The organism is Caulobacter sp. FV1ye13L (assembly GCF_058681155.1).
The window spans coordinates 1597546-1613637 of the sequence record NZ_CM178732.1; the positions used below are offsets into that span (position 1 = coordinate 1597546).

Sequence of the window (16092 nt, forward strand, 5' to 3'; positions counted from 1 at the left end):
GGCGGGCAACGTCTAGAGGGAATAAGGGTTAGCACCACCATGGCCCACGGCGCCGTCAAACACGACTATCACATCCTGCCGCCCAGCCCCTGGCCCCTCGTGGGCTCGGTCGCCGCCACCATCATGGCCATCGGCCTGATCGGCTGGATCAAGGGCGGTGTTCTGGGTATCGAAAAAGGCAACTGGGCGATCTTCGCCGCAGGCTTTGCCGGCATCCTCTACACCTTCTTCGGTTGGTGGAGCGATGTGGCCAAGGAAGCCAATGCCGGCGACCACACGCCGGTCGTCTCGATCGGCCTGCGATACGGCATGATCCTGTTCATCGCTTCGGAAGTGATGTTCTTCGTGGCCTGGTTCTGGATGTTCTTCGAGATGGCGCTGTTCCATGAACACCGCACCCTCTCGGCCATCGAGGAGGTCCGCACCGCCTGGGCCACCTGGCCGCCCCTGGGCGTCGAGACCGTCTCGGCCTGGCACCTGCCGCTGGTCAACACCCTGACCCTGCTGCTGTCGGGCACCACCGTCACCTGGGCGCACCACGCGCTGCAGGTCGGCGACCGCAAGGGCGCCAAGTGGGGTCTGATCCTGACCATCCTGCTGGGCGCGCTGTTCACCGCCATCCAGTTCTATGAATATGCCCACATCAACCACGAGCAGCTGTTCTATTCGGAAGCGGCCGTGAACTCGGGCCTCTACGGTTCGACCTTCTTCCTGGCCACCGGCTTCCACGGCTTCCACGTGTTTGTCGGCACCCTGTTCCTGATCGTCTGCCTGATCCGCCTGCAGAACGGCGCCTTCACCCCCAAGCAGCACTTCGGCTTCGAAGCGGCCGCCTGGTACTGGCACTTCGTGGACGTGGTCTGGCTGTTCCTGTTCGCCTTCATCTACGTGATCTTCGGCGCTTCGGCCCACTAGGGCTCGAAAGTTGAAATGTGAGGGCTAAACCCCTCACATTTTGAGCCGCCACGCTCTAAGATCCAGACTTCCGAGGGGGCCCGGAACGCTAAGCCAGCGTTCCGGGCCTTTTTCTTTTCAGGAGGCTCCATGAGCCACACCAACCCCTATCTGGCCGGCGCCAGCGGTCGCTGCCCCAAGTGCGGCGAGGGCTTCCTGTTCGACGGGTTCCTGAAGATCGCCCCGACCTGCGAAGCCTGCGGCTTCGAACTGGGCCGCCACGAGACCGGCGACGGGGCCTCGACCTTCATCATCCTGATCGGCGGCAGCGTCGGCGCGTTCGGCGCGCTGTTTTCGATGTTCGCCTGGAACTGGCCGATCTGGCTGCTGCTGCTGGTCTGGCTGCCCGTGACCCTGGGCCTGAGCCTGGGCCTGATGCGGCCCGCCAAGGGCCTGATGGTGGCTGCCCAGGTCGCCAACAAGGCCTCGGAAGCCGGCGGGCGCGATGTCTGAGGCCCCTCCCGTCAAAAGCCGCTTCCCCATCGGCCTGACCATCGCCGTGGCGATTGCGTTCGGCATCCTGTGTTTCCTGGGCGCCTGGCAGATCAAGCGCATGGCCTGGAAGGAGGATCTGCTCGGGCGGATCGAGACCCTGAAGACCGCCCCGGCGGCCCCGATCGGCCCGGTGCTGGCCGAGGCCGCCCAAGGCCGCAATGTCGCCTGGACGCGGGTCAGCGTCGCCTGCCGCCCGGCGTCCCTGCCGGCCCTGTCCCTGGCCTATGGCATTCGCGACGGCGACGTCGTCTGGCGCGCCCAGGCCCTGTGTGGCGTGCAGGGTGGTCCCTATGACCTGATCCTGGTCGATCGCGGCGTGGTTCCCGAGCTGACCGGCCAGGTCGAGGCGCCGGCCCGCGCCTTCGCCGAGCCGGGGCAGGTCACGGGCATCCTGATCCCGCTGGAGCAACTGGGCGGCCACCGAGCCGACGCCGTGACCGGGCTGGCCGGTCGCAAGCCGGCGCCGCTGGCCCTGATGGCCGAGCGCGAGACCCCGGCCCCGGCCGGGATCGTCCCCGCGCCGCTTCCGGCAGAAATTTCCAATCGGCACCTCGAATACGCCCTGACGTGGTTCGGTCTTGCCGTAACCCTGCTCTTTATCTATGCCGCCATGCTCTGGCGGAGACTGAGACCCTGATGCGCTACGTTTCGACCCGCGGCGAGGCCGCCCCCATCGGATTCCTCGACGCTGTCCTGGCGGGCCTGGCTCCCGACGGAGGCCTGTATGTGCCGGCCGAATGGCCGACCTTCACCAAGGCGGAAATCGCGGCCTTCGCCGGCAAGCCCTATGATCAGGTCGCCGCCGCCGTGATGGGCAAGTTCGTCGGCGACGACATCCCCGCCGACGTGCTGGCCGAGATGTGCGCCGAGGCCTATGCCAGCTTCGCCCACAGCGCCGTTGCGCCGCTCAAGCAGCTGGGTCCCAACCGCTTCCTGCTGGAGCTGTTCCACGGCCCGACCCTGGCGTTCAAGGACGTCGCCATGCAGCTGCTGGGGCGGCTGTACGACTATGTGCTGGAACGCCAGTCGCGCAAGATGACCATCATCTGCGCCACCTCGGGCGACACCGGCGGCGCGGCGGTCGAGGCCTTCCGGGGCCGCAAGAACGCCCGCATCGTGGCCCTCTTCCCCGAGGGCCGGATCAGCGAGGTCCAGCGCCGGTTCATGACCACGGCGACTGACGACAACGTCGCCTGCGTCTCGATCCAGGGCTCGTTCGACGACTGCCAGGCCATCGTCAAGCAGGCCTTCCAGGACGATCAGTTCCGCCACGCGGTCGACCTGTCGGGTGTCAACTCGATCAACTGGGCGCGGATCGCGGCCCAAAGCGTCTATTATTTCACCGCCGCCGTGGCCCTGGGCGCGCCCGAGCGGGCCGTGGCCTTCGTGGTGCCGACGGGCAATTTCGGCGACGCCTATGCCGCCTTTGTGGCCACCCGCATGGGCCTGCCGATCGCCCAGATCGTCTGCGCCACCAATTCCAACGACATCCTGGCCCGCACCTTCGAGGAGGGCCGCTACGCCAAGGGCGCGGTGGCCGCCACCCAGAGCCCGGCCATGGACATCCAGGTGGCCTCCAATTTCGAGCGCCTGTATTTCGAAGCGGTGCGCCGTGACGGGGTCGAGACCGGCCGCGCCTTCCGGGGCTTTACCGACAGCGGCCTGATCGACATTCCGCCCAGCGCCTTCGCCACCATGCGCGAGCTGTTCCGCGGCGTGGCCGTTAGCGAGGCCGACACCGCCAAGACCATGCTCTCGACCCTGAACGAAACCGGCGAGGTCATCGACCCGCACACTGCCGTGGGCGTGGCGGCGGCTGCGGGCGTCCAGCTGGACGACCCGACCACGCCGGTGGTGGTGCTCTCCACGGCCCATCCGGCCAAGTTCCCCGAGGCGGTCGCCGCCGCCTGCGGCCTGACCCCGGCCACGCCGCGCGCCACGCCGGACCTGTCGCAGAAGCCCGAGCGCTTCGAGAGGCTGCCGGCCAGCGGCGACACGGTGAAAGCCTTCGTGCGCACCTTCGCGGCCACTTCGTGAGCGCTGTCCTCAAGACGCTGAAAAACGGCGTCCGGGTCGTCTGCGATCCGATGCCCGGCCTTGAGACCCTGGCCCTGACCGTCGTCGCCGGTCGCGGCGCGGCCCATGAGGATGTCCCGCAGTCGGGCTGGTCGCACCTGCTGGAGCACATGGTCTTCAAGGGGGCCGGATCGCGCAGCGCGCGCGATATCGTCGAGGTCATCGAAAGCCAGGGCGGCTCGCTCAACGCCGCCACCGGCTATGAGCGCACCAGCTTCCAGGTGCGGGCCCTGAAGGGCGGCCTGGATCTGGGCATGGACGTCATCGCCGACCTGCTGCTGCGCCCCACCCTCGACGAGGCCGATCTGGTCCGCGAAAAGCAGGTGGTGCTGCAGGAGATCGCCGAGGCGGCCGACGCGCCCGACGACTATGTCTTCGATCTGATCCAGCGCGCGGCCTGGGGCCAGCACCCAGTGGCCCGCCCGATCCTGGGCTCGGTCGAGAGCGTCAATGCCGCCACCAACGCCGCCCTGTCCGACTGGCGGCGCGCGCTTTACGCCCCCGACCGGCTGGTGATCAGCGCCACCGGCGCGGTCAGCGAGGCCGAGCTGATGGCCGCCGCCGAGCGCGCCTTTGGCGGCGTGCCGGTGCGCGAGAGCCTGGCCGAACCCGTCGCCGCGCCGTTCGTGGGCGGCCACGAGGGCGAGGTGCGCAAGCTGGAGCAGTCGCATCTGGTGTTCATGCTGCCGGCCTGCGGCGCGCGCGAGCAGGACTATTTCGCCCTGCGGATCTTCGCCGAATGCCTGGGCGGCGGCATGTCGTCGCGGCTGTTCCAGGAGGCCCGCGAGAAGCGCGGTCTGGCCTACAATATCGACGCCTATTCCGACACCTATGCCGATCACGGGGCGCTGGGCATCTATGCCGGCTGCGCGGCGGGCAATGCGGTCGAGACCGCCAAGGTCTGCGCCGAGCAGCTGGTCGCCCTGGCCCGCCACATCGAGCCGGCCGAGCTGGCCCGCGCCAAGGCCCAGCTGAAGGCGCACATGTTCATGGCCCGCGAAGCGGCGCTGTCGCGCGCCGAGCAGGCCGCCGGCCAGGTGCTTCTGTTTGATCGCCTGTATCCGCCGGCCGAGCTGGCCTTCGAGGTCGACGCCGTCACCCCGGCCGATGTCGCCCGGCTGGGCCAGCGCCTGCTGGACTCGCGGCGTTGCGCCACGGCCATCCTGGGCGCCAAGTCGGCCCTGAAAGCCGGCCCCGCCTTCGAGAAGGCCTTGTTCGCTGCGGCCTGATCGCAGACCCTCGCGCGCCTTCGCGCCTGCTGGAGTTCAAGTGTCGACCCTTCTGAAGCTGTTCCGCGCCAGACCCGGCCTCAGGCTTCAGGGCAGCGGCGTCTATCTGCGACCGCCGCGGGTGTCGGATCACCGCGACTGGGCCGACCTGCGCCGCGAGTCGCGCAGCTTCCTGGAGCCCTGGGAGCCGACCTGGCCCGAGGACGACCTGGGGCGCCGCGCCTTCCGCGCCCGGCTGGGCGCCTATGCTCGCGAGCTGGAGACCGGCGAGGCGTGGCCGTTCTTCGTGTTCCGCAAGAGTGACGACGCCCTGATCGGCGCGGTGCGGCTGTTTCACGTCCGGCGCGGCGTGTCCCTGAGCGGTACGGTGGGCTACTGGCTGGGTCAGCCCTACACGCGCCAGGGGCACATGTCCGACGCCGTCGCCACCGTGATCCGCTTCGCCTTCGAGGGCCTGGGACTCCATCGGCTTGAGGCCGCCTGCATGCCGGAAAACACCGCCTCGGCCGGGCTTTTGCTGAAATGCGGCTTTTCCGAGGAGGGTTACGCCCCCGCTTATTTGAAAATTAACGGCGAGTGGCGAGATCATCGTCTGTTCGGACTTGTTGCGCGATCCTAGCGCCGGTCCGGGCGAGAGACGCCGAGGTGGCGTTGGGATCGAGTATGTCGTTTCGGGCTACGGACCGTAAGATCTGGGACACGACCGCCACGCTGGAAGCGTTGGGTGCGGCCGATGCGGCCCTGTGGATCTGGGAGCCTGAAGCCGACCGCCTGCGGGTCAATGGCGCCGCCCGGGCGCTGGGCCTGGGTCCGCTGGCCCCTGAATGCTCTTCCGCAGCCTTCCGCGCCCTGGCCCTGCCGCAGGACCGCGCCCAGGCCGAGGAAGTGCTGAAGGTCCGTGAACCCGGCTCCGAAGTCATGGCGCGCTTTCGCATGCGCGGCTTTGAGACCTGCATCTGGCGGGGCGTATGGCTGGAGGAAGGCGTGCGCGCCGCCGGCGTCGTCGCCCCCGAAGTGAAATTCGCCGCGTCCGAGCGCTGCGACCTGACCGGCCTGCTGGACCGCAAGAGCTTCATCGCCCGCGCCCGCGAGCGTCTGCGCCTTGAAGGCGTGCATGAGCTGGTGGTCGCCGATGTCGATCGCCTGCGCCGCCTGAACGAGGCCCTGGGCCACGAACGCGCCGACCTGGTTCTGGCCGCCCTGGGTTCGCGCCTGGCGGCCGCCTTCCCGACCGGCTCGATCCTGGGCCGGATCGGCGAGGACGAGTTCGCCGTGCTGTGCGAGCCCCGGGGCTTTGAGCCGGCCGAGCTGCTGCGCAACGCCCTGGAACAGCCGCTGCGGATCGCGGGCTTCGATATCCACCCCACCCTGTCGATCGGGGCCGTGAACGCCGAGGGCGGCGAAGATGCGCCCGAGGCGACCGAACTGCTGCGTCGCGCCGAACTGGCCGTCGAGGCCGCGTCCTCGGCCGGTCGCGGCGGCGCCGCCGCCTATGGCCGCTCGATGGAGACCGACGGCCTGTCGCGCCTGGCGCTGGAGGCCGACCTGCGCGGCGCCATCGCCCGCGGCGAGATCACCCCCTATTTCCAGCCCGTCGTGCGCCTGTCGACCGGCGCCCTGTCGGGCTTCGAGGCCCTGGCCCGCTGGCTGCACCCGCGCCGCGGCATGCTGCCGCCCGACGAATTCCTCCCGCTGATCGAGGAACTGGGCCTGATGAGCGAGCTGGGCGAGCACATGATGCGCACCGCCGGCGCGCAGCTGGCCGCCTGGCGTCGCAGCCATCCGGCCGTGGGCGCCCTGACCGTCAGCGTCAATCTGTCGACCGGTGAGATCGACCGTCCGGGCCTGGTCGACGACGTGGCCGAAGTGCTGCGGGTCAACAACCTGCCGCGCGGCGCCCTGAAGCTGGAAGTCACCGAAAGCGACATCATGCGCGACCCTGAACGGGCCGCCGTGATCCTGCGCACCCTGCGCGACGCCGGGGCCGGCCTGGCGCTGGACGATTTCGGCACCGGCTTCTCGTCGCTGCAGTATCTGACGCGCCTGCCCTTCGACACCCTGAAGGTCGACCGCTATTTCGTCCGCACCATGGGCAGCAATCCCGGCTCGGCCAAGATCGTCCGCTCGGTGGTCAAGCTGGGCCAGGACCTGGACCTGGAAGTCGTGGCCGAAGGCGTCGAAAACGCCGAGATGGCCGCCGCCCTGCAGGCCCTGGGCTGCGACTATGGCCAGGGCTTCGGCTATGCGCCGGCCCTGTCGCCGCAGGAGGCCGAGGTTTACCTCAATGAGGCCTATGTGGACGGCGCTGCGCCGGTGAAGGCCAGAGGTTAGTCTTCCTAGATCCTCCCCCTCTGGGGGAGGTGGCCCAGAGGGCCGGAGGGGGCCTACTCGGCCGATATCCAGCTAGCCCCCTCAGTCGCTCCGCGACAGCTCCCCCAGAGGGGGAGCAGCTTTTCGATCTAAGCCCGCCCCGCCTGCGCTGACAGGTGATCCGCCGAAATCCCCAGCTTGGCCAGGGCCCGCGTCCACTTGTGCTCATGGTCGTCGTCGAACAGCAGTTCCTCGTCGGCGTCGCAGACCAGCCAGATGTTGTCGCGCACCTCCTGCTCCAGCTGGCCAGGCCCCCAGCCGGCATAGCCCAGGGCCAGGATCGCCCGGCGGGGATGGTGGATTGGGCTGCCCATGGCGTCGAGCACGTCGCGGGTGGCGGTCAGGGCCAGGCCGTCGTGCAGGGCCAGAGTCGAGTCGGGCGAGTTGAAATCGTCGGTGTGCAGCACGAAGCCGCGCTCCAGCTCAACCGGACCGCCCAGCAGCACCAGGGTGTTCTGGGTCTTGATCTCGGAGCGCACGCCCAGCTTGTCGAGCAGCTCGAACACCGTCAGGCCCTCGACCGGGCGATTGACCGTGATGGCCATCGCCTGCTCTTCGTCGTGGGCGCACATGTAGAGGACGGCGCGTTCGAAGCGTTCGTCCTCGATGCCCGGCATGGCTACCAGCAGGCGCCCGGCCAGGAAGTCCGCCTCGTCATGCGTGTCGCGGTTCATGGATACAGGATCGGGATAGAACGCGACGGTTTCAAGTCGAACCTTGGGGTTGGCGCGTTGTCGTCGGACCTATATTCGATTTGCGCACTCTCAAAGGACAGGACCAAGCCCATGACGATCAAGGTTGGCGATACGCTTCCTGCGGCGACTTTCATGACCAGCACGGCCGAAGGCCCTGCGCCGGTCACCACTGACGACCTGTTCAAGGGCAAGACCGTCGCCCTGTTCGCCGTTCCCGGCGCCTTCACCCCCACTTGCTCGGCCAAGCACCTGCCGGGCTTCAAGGACCACGCCGCCGAGTTCAAGGCCAAGGGCGTCGATACGATCGCCTGCGTCTCGGTCAACGACCTGTTCGTGATGAAGGCCTGGGGCAAGGACCAGGGCATCACCGACGAAGTGATGCTGCTGGCCGACGGCAACGGCGACTTCACCCGCGCCGTGGGCCTGGACTTCGACGGCTCCAAGTTCGGCATGGGCTCGCGCTCGCAGCGCTATTCGCTGATCGCCAAGGACGGCGTCGTGACCTCGCTGAACGTCGAAGAGGGCGGTGAGTTCAAGGTCTCGTCGGCGGACTACATGCTGGCGCAGCTCTAATTCTGTAACCACTCGCCCCCTCCTGGCTGCTGCGCAGCCGTCCTCCCCCGTAGGGGGAAGACGGGATCATCTTCCCCCTACGGGGGAGGAGCGCCGCAGGCGCGGAGGGGGCCAGTGTTCAATAGGCCCCCAGCATCTCCGGCGTCGTCGCCTCGAAATCTGCCGCCCCGATCATCACCCCCGCGACCTGCCCGGGAACCTGAGCCAGCACAGCCTCGGCATAGATCCGCGCCAGGGCCAGCCGGGTTGAGAGCCAGCCGGCGTCGCCGCCGCCGGCCGCGATGGCCGCCGAGGCCGCCAGGGCGCCCTTGGCCAGCATCCAGCCGCCGACCACATCGCCCAGCAGTTTCAGATAGGCCGTGGCGCCCGACAGCGCGTCGGGCATGGCCCGCGCCCGGCGCTCGATCAGCCAGGCCGTGGCGGCGCTGGCGGCGTCCAGGGCGGTCTCCAGTCTTCTGGCCATCGTGCCCAAGGCCGGATCGGCGGCCGCGTTCAGGGCGTCGATCGTGTCGCGGATATCGTCCATCAGGTCGCCGATCGCCTGGCCTTCGCCAAGGCTCAGCTTGCGGCCGACCAGGTCGATGGCCTGGATGCCGTTGGTGCCCTCATAGATCGGGGCGATGCGGGCGTCGCGATAGTGCTGGGCCGCGCCGGTTTCCTCGACAAAGCCCATGCCGCCGTGAATCTGCACGCCCTGCGAGGCCACCTCGACGCCCATGTCGGTCGACCAGGCCTTGGCGATCGGGGTCAGCAGTTCCTCGCGCAGCTTGGCGGCGACGCGCTGGTCCTCGGTGGCGCCATGGGTGGCCAGGTCGGCGGCGACGCCGGTGGACAGGCAGATGCCCCGCGCCGCTTCGATGCGGGCCTTCATCAGCATCAGGGTGCGGCGCACGTCGGGATGGTCGAACAGGCGGGCCGCGTTTTCGCCGGTCCAGGCCGAGCGGCCCTGGCGGCGCTCCAGCGAGAAAGCCAGCGCCTGCTGATAGGCGCGCTCGGCGATGGCGACGCCCTGGGCGCCGACCTGCAGGCGGGCGGCGTTCATCATCGTGAACATATGGGCCAGGCCCTTGCCCAGCTCGCCGACCAGCTCGGCCTTGGCGCCCTCGAACAGCATCACGCAGGTGGGCGAGCCGTGGATGCCCAGCTTGTGCTCCAGTCCGCCGGCCCGCACGGCGTTGGCCGCGCCCAGGCTTCCGTCCTCGCCGACCAGCACCTTGGGGGCCAGGAACAGCGAGATGCCCTTCACGCCGGGAGGCGCGTCCGGCGTGCGGGCGATGATCAGGTGGACGATATTGTCGGCGACGTCGTGGTCGCCCCAGGTGATGTAGATCTTCTGGCCCGACAGGGTGTAGCCGCCGTCGCCATCCGGCGTGGCCATGGTGGTGATCGCCGCCAGGTCCGAGCCGGCCTGCGGTTCGGTCAGGTTCATGGTGCCGGTCCATTCGCCCGAGACCAGACGCGGCAGATACAGGCTCTTCTGGCGCTCCGAGCCGTGGTGGGCCAGGGCCTCGATCGCTCCCAGGGTCAGCATGGGACACAGGCCAAAGGCCATGTTGGCGGCCTGGAACATCTCGAAGACGCCGATCTCCAGGCTCTTGGGCAGGCCCTGGCCGCCATGGTCAGGATCGGCCGCCAGGCCGTTCCAGCCGCCCTGGGCAAATTGCCGATAGGCCTCGCCAAAGCCCGGCGCGGCGCGGACCATGCCGTTCTCCAGTTTCGCGCCGACCAGATCGCCCTGGCGGTTCAGCGGAGCCAGGATGTCGCCGGCCAGGGCCCCGGCCCCTTCCAGCACGGCCTGGACCGTGTCGGCGTCGGCGTCGGGAAAGGCGTCGGAAAGGCGATCAAAGCCGGCCGCATGCCGCAGCGAAAAAGCGATGTCACGGACAGGGGCGCGGTAGGTCATGAACGGCGAGGCTCCAGATTATCGGTGTTCTGTTTAGGCGCGCGCGGCGGCGGGGCCAAGCTGGCGCGACGTTCGTTCAAGAAGTCACGGCTTCGTGATGTTGCAGCCCTTTATCCCTGCGCCGGACTTCTTAAGTCGAGGCAATCGTAACTGCTGCAATCACAGTTTGGAGATTCCGACCTATGGCCCGTCCCTTCGCCTACGCCGCGCTCGCCGCCGCGCTGATCACGGCGCCCGCCGCCCTGGCCGCGCCGGGTGTCAGCTCGACCAAGCCTGCCGACCTGCCGGCCGGCAACTATGTGCTCGACAAGACCCACGCCGTGCTGACCGCCAAGCTCAGCCACATGGGTTTCTCCAACTACACCCTGCGCTTTACCAAGCTGGACGCCAGCTTCACCTATGATCCCAAGGCGCCGGAAGCCTCTAAGATCAGCGTTACGGTCGACCCCGCCTCGATCGACACCTCGACGGGCGCCGACGCCTTCGGCCTGAAGTTCAACAAGGAACTGGCCGGCGACGGCTGGCTGGAAACGGCCAAATATCCGACCATCACCTTCGTCTCGACCAAGGTCGATGTGGGCGACGGCAAGACCGGCAAGGTCACGGGCGATCTGACCTTCCATGGCGTGACCAAGCCGGTGGTTCTGGACGTCACCTTCAACGGCGTCGGCGGCAGCTTCATGCCCGGCAGCGTCAAGACCGGCTTCTCGGCCTCGACCACGATCAAGCGTTCGGAATTCGGCGTTTCCAAGTATGTTCCGCTGGTCGGCGATGACGTGACGCTGAACATCGAAGTCGAGTTCGACAAGAAGTAGTCTGATCAGACCGGATCTGGAGAGCCTGATGGCCGCGACACGCACGCGCTACACGACGGTGGCGATCGTCATTCACTGGCTGATCGCCGCGGCCATCATCTTCCAGATCATCCTGGGCTGGAGGGCGGGGGACGGTCCCAAGGGACCGGAGACCTTCGCCCTCTTCCAGCTGCACAAGTCGATCGGGATCACCATCCTGCTGCTCAGCCTGTTCCGGCTGGCCTGGAAGCTGACCCACACGTCGCCGCCGCCGCCGGTGGGCCAGCCCAACTGGGAGCGTATCGCCTCGCACGTGGTGCACTGGGGCTTCTATGGGATCATGATCGGCCTGCCGCTGACCGGCTGGATCCTGGTCTCGGCCAGCAAGACCAACATCCCGACCCTGCTGTTCGGGGTCGTTGCCTGGCCGCATCTGCCGCTGCTGCCCGACCTCGCGGACGGCGCCAAGCACGTCTGGCACGAGATCGGCGAGATCGGTCACAATGTGCTGGTCAAGACCACCTATCTGCTGCTGCTGCTGCACCTGGGCGCGGTGGCCAAGCACCAGATTCTCGATCGCGACGCGGTGTTCAGCCACATGACGCCCGGCGCCAAACCGGGCTGGAAAGAGCCGCGCGCCTGGCTGGCCGCCGCCGGCCTCGCGGCGGTGATCGCCGCCGGTTATCTCTACAGCCCGACCGTCAAGCCGGTGGCGGCACCTGCGGTCGCCGAGGAGTCTGTTGACGCGCCGCTCGCGCCGGTCGCCGCGCCCGCTGCGCCGGAGGCTGCGGCGACGCCGGCCGAGGCCGCCGCCGCGCCGGCGGCCCTGAAGGACCCCGTGGCCTGGACGGTGGCCAAGGGCGGCAAGCTCGGCTTCACCGCCACATGGTCGGGCGACGCCCTGGAGGGCAGCTTCACCCGCTGGTCCGCCGACATCCTGTTTTCGCCCGAGGCCCTGGACCGCTCGAAGCTGACCGTCAGCATCGACACGGCCTCGGCCCAGACCGGCGACGCCCAGCGCGACGAGAGCCTGCCCAGCGGCGACTTCTTCGACAGCGCCAGCCACCCCAAGGCGACGTTCACGGCCAGCAAGTTCCGCAAGACCGGCGAGGGCCGCTATATCGCCGACGGGACCCTGGACCTGCGCGGCGTCAAGAAGCCGCTCAGCCTGCCGTTCAGCCTGAAGATCGACGGCGACACGGCCACGGCGCGCGGTGTAACCAGCCTCGACCGGACGATGTTCGGGGTCGGACAGGGCGAATGGGCGAGCACGGATCAGATCGCGGCCAAGGTGAAGGTCAGCTTCTCCCTGAAGGCGACGCGCAAGTCGTAGAGGCCGCGCGCGCCCTGGCCGCCGGCCGGCTGGTGCTGCTGCCCACCGAGACGGTTTATGGCCTGGGCGCGGATGCGGCCAATCCGGCGGCCGTGGCGGCGATCTTCGAGGCCAAGGGCCGTCCGCGCTTTAACCCGTTGATCGCCCACGTGGCCGATATCGAGACCGCCGCGCGGATCGCTGTCTTCGACGAACGGGCTCTCGCCCTGGCCAAGGCCTTCTGGCCCGGCCCGCTGACCCTGGTCGCGCCGATCCGCGACGCTTCGGCGGTTTGCGATCTGGCCCGCGCTGGGCTCGACACCGTGGCCATCCGCGTGCCCGGCCATCCGCTGTCGCGCGCCGTGCTGGCGGCGTTCGGCGCGCCGGTGGTGGCCCCTTCGGCCAACCGCTCGGGCCGGCCCAGCCCCACCACCTATGACGACGCCTTCGGCGAGACCGGCGCGGCCTGCGCCGTCACCCTGGACGGCGGTCCCTGCGAAGTCGGCCTGGAATCCACCGTCGTCGCCGTGCTGGACGGCCCGCCGCGCCTGCTGCGTCCCGGCGCCGTGACCCGCGCCCAGCTGGAGGCCGTGGTTGGTCCCCTGGCCGAAGCCGAGGACGACGCCAAACGCTCGCCGGGCCGCCTGGCCCTGCACTATGCCCCCGACGCGCCGGTGCGCATCGATGCGGCCGCGCCCCTCGTCGGCGAGGCGTTCCTGGCCTTTGGTCCGTGGCCGGACGGGGAGGGGGTTTTCAATCTCAGCCCGGGCGGCCTGCTCAGCGAAGCCGCCGCCAACCTGTTCTCGTTCCTGCGCGCCGCCGATCGGACGAAGCCCGTCGGCATCGCCGTGGCGGCCATTCCTCAGGAAGGCCTGGGCGAGGCGATCAATGACCGGCTGAGACGCGCGGCCGGGTTCGTGGGATAGAGGCCGATGAAATTCAAGATCATGTACCTCGAGGACAAGTCCAAGGGCCTGAACGGTCCCGCGCGCATCGGGCGGGTGGGGTCGTCCAAGACCGGCGAGACCCTCTATTATGCCGGCCGCTCGTTCGAGGCCCTGCGCAATTCGGGCCTGAAGGCCAATTTCCGCGACATCGAGACCGGCCAGCCCTTCTGGATCGCCAAGGCCCGCAAGGACGGCGGCGACCGGCTCTACAAGGGCGCCGGCGACCCGGCCGTGATCGACGACGACGCGCGCGAGGAATACTGGGCCAAGATCCGGGGCATTCCCGATCCCGACCTGGGCTAGTCCAAGGCCGAGCGCACATCGGTGAGCGCAAAGTCGTCGCCCTTGTACAGCAGTGGCGCGTCGAGGGTCTTGGCCAGGGCGTAGGCGAAGCAGTCGGCGAGATTCAATTTCGCGGGGTGGCGTCGCCGGCCGTAGACGAGATAGGCGTCGAGCGCGGCCGACGCGAGATTCTCATCGGGCATGACGCTGGCGCCCAGCTGCTTGAGCCAGTCATCAAGATCTGCCTGGGTCGCCAGCCGTCCCCGACCTATCAGGATCAACCCCGCCTCGACATAGTTCACTGCCGAGATGCGGGAGGGGTTTCGCTCCAGAACGGCCAGAAAGTTCTCAGCCTCCGGCTCGTCGTCGCCAATGGCGACCAGTGCCGAAGCATCGACGACGATCACTGATCGTCTTCCACATCCGTGACGCCGGGAATTTCCCAGAGCGCGTCGAAATCGGCCTTGGTGACGTTGAGCTTGGTCTTGTCCAGTCCGGCCTTGCGACGAAACTCCGCAGTCGCCGCGCGCATGCTTTCCAGAGTCCGCCGAGGCGATTTGGACTGCTCGCGTTCGAGCGCTTCGCGCGCCAGCGCGTCGATCACGCCGGTGATCGTTGTGCCACGCAAGGCGGCGACTTCGCGAACGACCCGCTCGGTCTCGGGATTCTTGATGAAAATTCCCATCGATCGACTCCGGTATATACCCAAGTATATCCTATTCTGGACCGCTCCAAAAGCGTATCCTCCGTGCCCATGACCAAGCCCGTTCCCGCCGATACCCTGTCCCGCCTCAAGGCCGTGCTCGGCGAGGGCGGCTGGAGTGAAGACCCCGCCCGCCTCGAGCCCAAGCTGGTCGAATGGCGCGGCCGCTGGCGGGGCGAGACGCCGTTGCTGGTCATGCCGCGCACCACCGGCGAGGTCGCCGCCGTGGTCGGCATCTGCGCCGCCGACGGCGTGGCCATCACCCCGCAGGGCGGCAATACCGGACTGGTGGCGGGCCAGATCCCGCAGGGCGAGATCCTGCTCTCCACCGAAAAGCTGCGGGCCGTTCGCGATGTCGACGGCCTGGACGACGTCATGGTGCTGGAGGCGGGCGTCACCCTGTCGCAAGCCCATGCCCAGGCGGCCAGCGTGGGTCGGCGCTTCACGGTGGGCGTGGCCTCGGAAGGCTCCTGCACCATCGGCGGCCTGATCTCGACCAATGCCGGCGGCACGGCGGTTCTGCGCTACGGCATGATGCGCGAGCAGGTGCTGGGCCTGGAAGCCGTGCTGCCCAATGGCGAGATCTGGAAGGGCCTCAAGCGCCTGCGCAAGGACAATACCGGCTACGACCTCAAGCAGCTGCTGATCGGGGCCGAGGGCACGCTGGGCGTGGTCACCGCCGCCAGCCTGAAGCTGCACCCGCTGCTGGCCTCGCGGGCCGTGGCCATTGTCGGCCTGGGCTCGCCGGAAGACGCCATCCAACTGCTGGCCCGGGCCAAGGACGAGACGGGCGGGGCGGTCGAGGCCTTCGAGCTGATGGGCCGGCTGGGCTTTGAGCTGACGATCCGCAACGTGCCGGGCCTGCGCGATCCGCTGCCGTCGATCCATCCCTGGTATGTGCTGATCGAGATCGCCAGCGGCGAGCCCGGCGCGGCCGAGGCGGCGCTGGAGCGGCTGCTGACCAGCGCCCTGGAGCGCGGCCTGATCAGCGACGCGGCCGTGGCCCAGACAGAAACCCAGATGAAGGCCTTCTGGCACATCCGCGAGGGCCATTCGGCCGGCCAGAAGCCCGAGGGCGCGGCCTGGAAGCACGATGTCAGCGTGCCGGTCTCCAAGATCCCGGTCTTCATCGCGCGCGCCGACGCGGCCCTCGCCAGCGCCTATCCGGGCACGCGGATCGTCGCCTTTGGCCATGTGGGCGACGGCAATGTCCACTATGACGTGCTGCGCCCTGTCGGCGGCGACGAGGACGCCCACGAGGCCCTGCGCGACGCCGGCGCCAAGATTGTCCACGACATCACCGCCAGCCTGAACGGCTCGATCAGCGCCGAGCACGGCCTGGGGGCGATGAAGACGGCCGAGGCGCTGGGCTACAAGGATCCGGTCGAGGTCACGGCCCTGCGGGCCATACGCTCGGCGCTGGATCCGAAGCGGATCATGAACCCGCGGGTTTTGTTCTAGCCCGCAGCGCCGCCACGATCGCGATCACCGCGCCCAGCGGGATCACCGCCTTGTGGAAGCCGGCCATGTGGCCGGGGCCCAGCAGGTTGATGGCCAGCGGAATAAAGCCCCAACGGCCCGTGTCGATCTGCATCCAGAACGCCCCGACCCCGACCAGGCTGAGCAGGCACCACAGGACGCGAAACCGCAGGGCCTTGGTCGCGGCGACCAGGATCAGCGCGACGACCATCGGGATCGGCCAGGCGAGGGCGGCGAGGTGGGCGAGGGCTTGGGGTGTCATGGGGGCGGGATAGCGGGC

At 68.6% G+C, this 16092-nt stretch carries 18 protein-coding genes; 13 read left to right on the forward strand and 5 right to left on the reverse strand.

Annotated elements, in window-relative coordinates; all coding sequences use genetic code 11:
- The first annotated feature begins 39 nt into the window (after positions 1 to 39).
- The 7 genes from ACW176_RS07520 to ACW176_RS07550 all read left to right on the forward strand — a co-directional run bounded on the left by ACW176_RS07520 (position 40) and on the right by ACW176_RS07550 (position 7085).
- On the forward strand, positions 40 to 915 hold the full coding sequence (locus tag ACW176_RS07520) for a cytochrome c oxidase subunit 3 (protein WP_492111476.1): 876 nt from the start codon (positions 40 to 42) through the stop codon (positions 913 to 915).
- Positions 916 to 1044: 129 nt separating this feature from the next.
- Positions 1045 to 1407, forward strand: a complete 363-nt coding sequence (locus ACW176_RS07525) for a DUF983 domain-containing protein (RefSeq protein ID WP_419319738.1) — start codon at positions 1045 to 1047, stop codon at positions 1405 to 1407.
- On the forward strand, positions 1400 to 2086 hold the full coding sequence (locus ACW176_RS07530) for an SURF1 family protein (RefSeq protein WP_492111477.1): 687 nt from the start codon (positions 1400 to 1402) through the stop codon (positions 2084 to 2086). The genes ACW176_RS07525 and ACW176_RS07530 overlap by 8 nt, the downstream gene beginning before the upstream one ends.
- Entirely contained in the window at positions 2086 to 3486 is a 1401-nt protein-coding gene (gene thrC / locus ACW176_RS07535; RefSeq protein WP_492111478.1) for a threonine synthase, read from the forward strand. The genes ACW176_RS07530 and thrC overlap by 1 nt, the downstream gene beginning before the upstream one ends.
- On the forward strand, positions 3483 to 4754 hold the full coding sequence (locus tag ACW176_RS07540; protein WP_492111479.1) for a M16 family metallopeptidase: 1272 nt from the start codon (positions 3483 to 3485) through the stop codon (positions 4752 to 4754). The genes thrC and ACW176_RS07540 overlap by 4 nt, the downstream gene beginning before the upstream one ends.
- Before the next feature lie 40 nt (positions 4755 to 4794).
- On the forward strand, positions 4795 to 5373 hold the full coding sequence (locus ACW176_RS07545; RefSeq protein WP_492111480.1) for a GNAT family N-acetyltransferase: 579 nt from the start codon (positions 4795 to 4797) through the stop codon (positions 5371 to 5373).
- A 44-nt stretch (positions 5374 to 5417) separates the two neighbouring features.
- On the forward strand, positions 5418 to 7085 hold the full coding sequence (locus ACW176_RS07550; RefSeq protein ID WP_492111481.1) for a putative bifunctional diguanylate cyclase/phosphodiesterase: 1668 nt from the start codon (positions 5418 to 5420) through the stop codon (positions 7083 to 7085).
- Positions 7086 to 7213: 128 nt separating this feature from the next.
- Here ACW176_RS07550 and ACW176_RS07555 read toward each other — a convergent pair whose 3' ends face one another.
- The gene (locus tag ACW176_RS07555; protein ID WP_492111482.1) at positions 7214 to 7798 is read right to left on the reverse strand and encodes a YqgE/AlgH family protein; all 585 of its coding nucleotides are present in this window, start codon (positions 7796 to 7798) and stop codon (positions 7214 to 7216) included.
- A 111-nt stretch (positions 7799 to 7909) separates the two neighbouring features.
- Between ACW176_RS07555 and ACW176_RS07560 the strand changes: the two genes are divergently transcribed.
- Positions 7910 to 8392, forward strand: coding sequence for a peroxiredoxin (locus ACW176_RS07560; protein WP_492111483.1), 483 nt, complete (start codon positions 7910 to 7912; stop codon positions 8390 to 8392).
- 118 nt (positions 8393 to 8510) lie between these two features.
- Here the strand turns inward: ACW176_RS07560 and ACW176_RS07565 are convergent, their stop codons facing one another.
- Positions 8511 to 10295: an acyl-CoA dehydrogenase family protein gene (locus tag ACW176_RS07565; protein ID WP_492111484.1), complete on the reverse strand. Its 1785-nt coding sequence runs from the start codon at positions 10293 to 10295 to the stop codon at positions 8511 to 8513.
- Between the two features lie 182 nt (positions 10296 to 10477).
- On the opposite strand from ACW176_RS07565, the gene ACW176_RS07570 reads away from it, so the two are divergent.
- From ACW176_RS07570 to ACW176_RS07585, 4 genes are read left to right on the forward strand one after another with little or no spacing between them, the layout of a single operon-like run.
- Complete coding sequence (locus ACW176_RS07570) at positions 10478 to 11110, forward strand: YceI family protein (protein ID WP_419319748.1); 633 nt, start codon at positions 10478 to 10480, stop codon at positions 11108 to 11110.
- Between the two features lie 28 nt (positions 11111 to 11138).
- Entirely contained in the window at positions 11139 to 12422 is a 1284-nt protein-coding gene (locus tag ACW176_RS07575) for a YceI family protein (RefSeq protein WP_492111485.1), read from the forward strand.
- On the forward strand, positions 12350 to 13327 hold the full coding sequence (locus tag ACW176_RS07580; RefSeq protein ID WP_492111486.1) for an L-threonylcarbamoyladenylate synthase: 978 nt from the start codon (positions 12350 to 12352) through the stop codon (positions 13325 to 13327). The genes ACW176_RS07575 and ACW176_RS07580 overlap by 73 nt, the downstream gene beginning before the upstream one ends.
- Before the next feature lie 6 nt (positions 13328 to 13333).
- Entirely contained in the window at positions 13334 to 13651 is a 318-nt protein-coding gene (locus ACW176_RS07585) for a 1-deoxy-D-xylulose-5-phosphate synthase (protein WP_492111487.1), read from the forward strand.
- Here the strand turns inward: ACW176_RS07585 and ACW176_RS07590 are convergent.
- Together ACW176_RS07590 and ACW176_RS07595 are read right to left on the reverse strand one after the other, a co-directional pair.
- Positions 13648 to 14037 (reverse strand): type II toxin-antitoxin system VapC family toxin, encoded by a 390-nt coding sequence (locus ACW176_RS07590; RefSeq protein WP_492111488.1) that lies wholly within the window; start codon positions 14035 to 14037, stop codon positions 13648 to 13650. The two genes, ACW176_RS07585 and ACW176_RS07590, sit on opposite strands and share 4 nt — an antisense overlap.
- Complete coding sequence (locus ACW176_RS07595; RefSeq protein ID WP_492111489.1) at positions 14034 to 14315, reverse strand: type II toxin-antitoxin system VapB family antitoxin; 282 nt, start codon at positions 14313 to 14315, stop codon at positions 14034 to 14036. Before ACW176_RS07595 ends, ACW176_RS07590 begins: the two co-directional genes overlap by 4 nt.
- Positions 14316 to 14384: 69 nt before the next feature.
- Here ACW176_RS07595 and ACW176_RS07600 point away from each other — a divergent pair, with 69 nt between their 5' ends.
- Positions 14385 to 15794, forward strand: a complete 1410-nt coding sequence (locus tag ACW176_RS07600; RefSeq protein WP_492111490.1) for an FAD-binding oxidoreductase — start codon at positions 14385 to 14387, stop codon at positions 15792 to 15794.
- Here the strand turns inward: ACW176_RS07600 and ACW176_RS07605 are convergent.
- Positions 15769 to 16074 (reverse strand): hypothetical protein, encoded by a 306-nt coding sequence (locus ACW176_RS07605; protein WP_492111491.1) that lies wholly within the window; start codon positions 16072 to 16074, stop codon positions 15769 to 15771. The genes ACW176_RS07600 and ACW176_RS07605 overlap by 26 nt on opposite strands.
- Positions 16075 to 16092 lie beyond the last annotated feature (18 nt).

Bases quoted from the DNA above. Each gene is read 5' to 3' on its own strand.
- ACW176_RS07560 (WP_492111483.1), top strand. From the start codon at position 7,910: ATGACGATCAAGGTTGGCGATACGCTTCCTGCGGCGACTTTCATGACC.
- ACW176_RS07530 (WP_492111477.1), top strand. From the start codon at position 1,400: ATGTCTGAGGCCCCTCCCGTCAAAAGCCGCTTCCCCATCGGCCTGACC.
- ACW176_RS07580 (WP_492111486.1), top strand. From the start codon at position 12,350: ATGGGCGAGCACGGATCAGATCGCGGCCAAGGTGAAGGTCAGCTTCTC.
- thrC (WP_492111478.1), top strand. From the start codon at position 2,086: ATGCGCTACGTTTCGACCCGCGGCGAGGCCGCCCCCATCGGATTCCTC.
- ACW176_RS07600 (WP_492111490.1), top strand. From the start codon at position 14,385: ATGACCAAGCCCGTTCCCGCCGATACCCTGTCCCGCCTCAAGGCCGTG.
- ACW176_RS07585 (WP_492111487.1), top strand. From the start codon at position 13,334: ATGAAATTCAAGATCATGTACCTCGAGGACAAGTCCAAGGGCCTGAAC.
- ACW176_RS07550 (WP_492111481.1), top strand. From the start codon at position 5,418: ATGTCGTTTCGGGCTACGGACCGTAAGATCTGGGACACGACCGCCACG.
- ACW176_RS07575 (WP_492111485.1), top strand. From the start codon at position 11,139: ATGGCCGCGACACGCACGCGCTACACGACGGTGGCGATCGTCATTCAC.
- ACW176_RS07570 (WP_419319748.1), top strand. From the start codon at position 10,478: ATGGCCCGTCCCTTCGCCTACGCCGCGCTCGCCGCCGCGCTGATCACG.
- ACW176_RS07595 (WP_492111489.1), bottom strand. From the start codon at position 14,315: ATGGGAATTTTCATCAAGAATCCCGAGACCGAGCGGGTCGTTCGCGAA.
- ACW176_RS07565 (WP_492111484.1), bottom strand. From the start codon at position 10,295: ATGACCTACCGCGCCCCTGTCCGTGACATCGCTTTTTCGCTGCGGCAT.
- ACW176_RS07605 (WP_492111491.1), bottom strand. From the start codon at position 16,074: ATGACACCCCAAGCCCTCGCCCACCTCGCCGCCCTCGCCTGGCCGATC.
- ACW176_RS07520 (WP_492111476.1), top strand. From the start codon at position 40: ATGGCCCACGGCGCCGTCAAACACGACTATCACATCCTGCCGCCCAGC.
- ACW176_RS07525 (WP_419319738.1), top strand. From the start codon at position 1,045: ATGAGCCACACCAACCCCTATCTGGCCGGCGCCAGCGGTCGCTGCCCC.
- ACW176_RS07555 (WP_492111482.1), bottom strand. From the start codon at position 7,798: ATGAACCGCGACACGCATGACGAGGCGGACTTCCTGGCCGGGCGCCTG.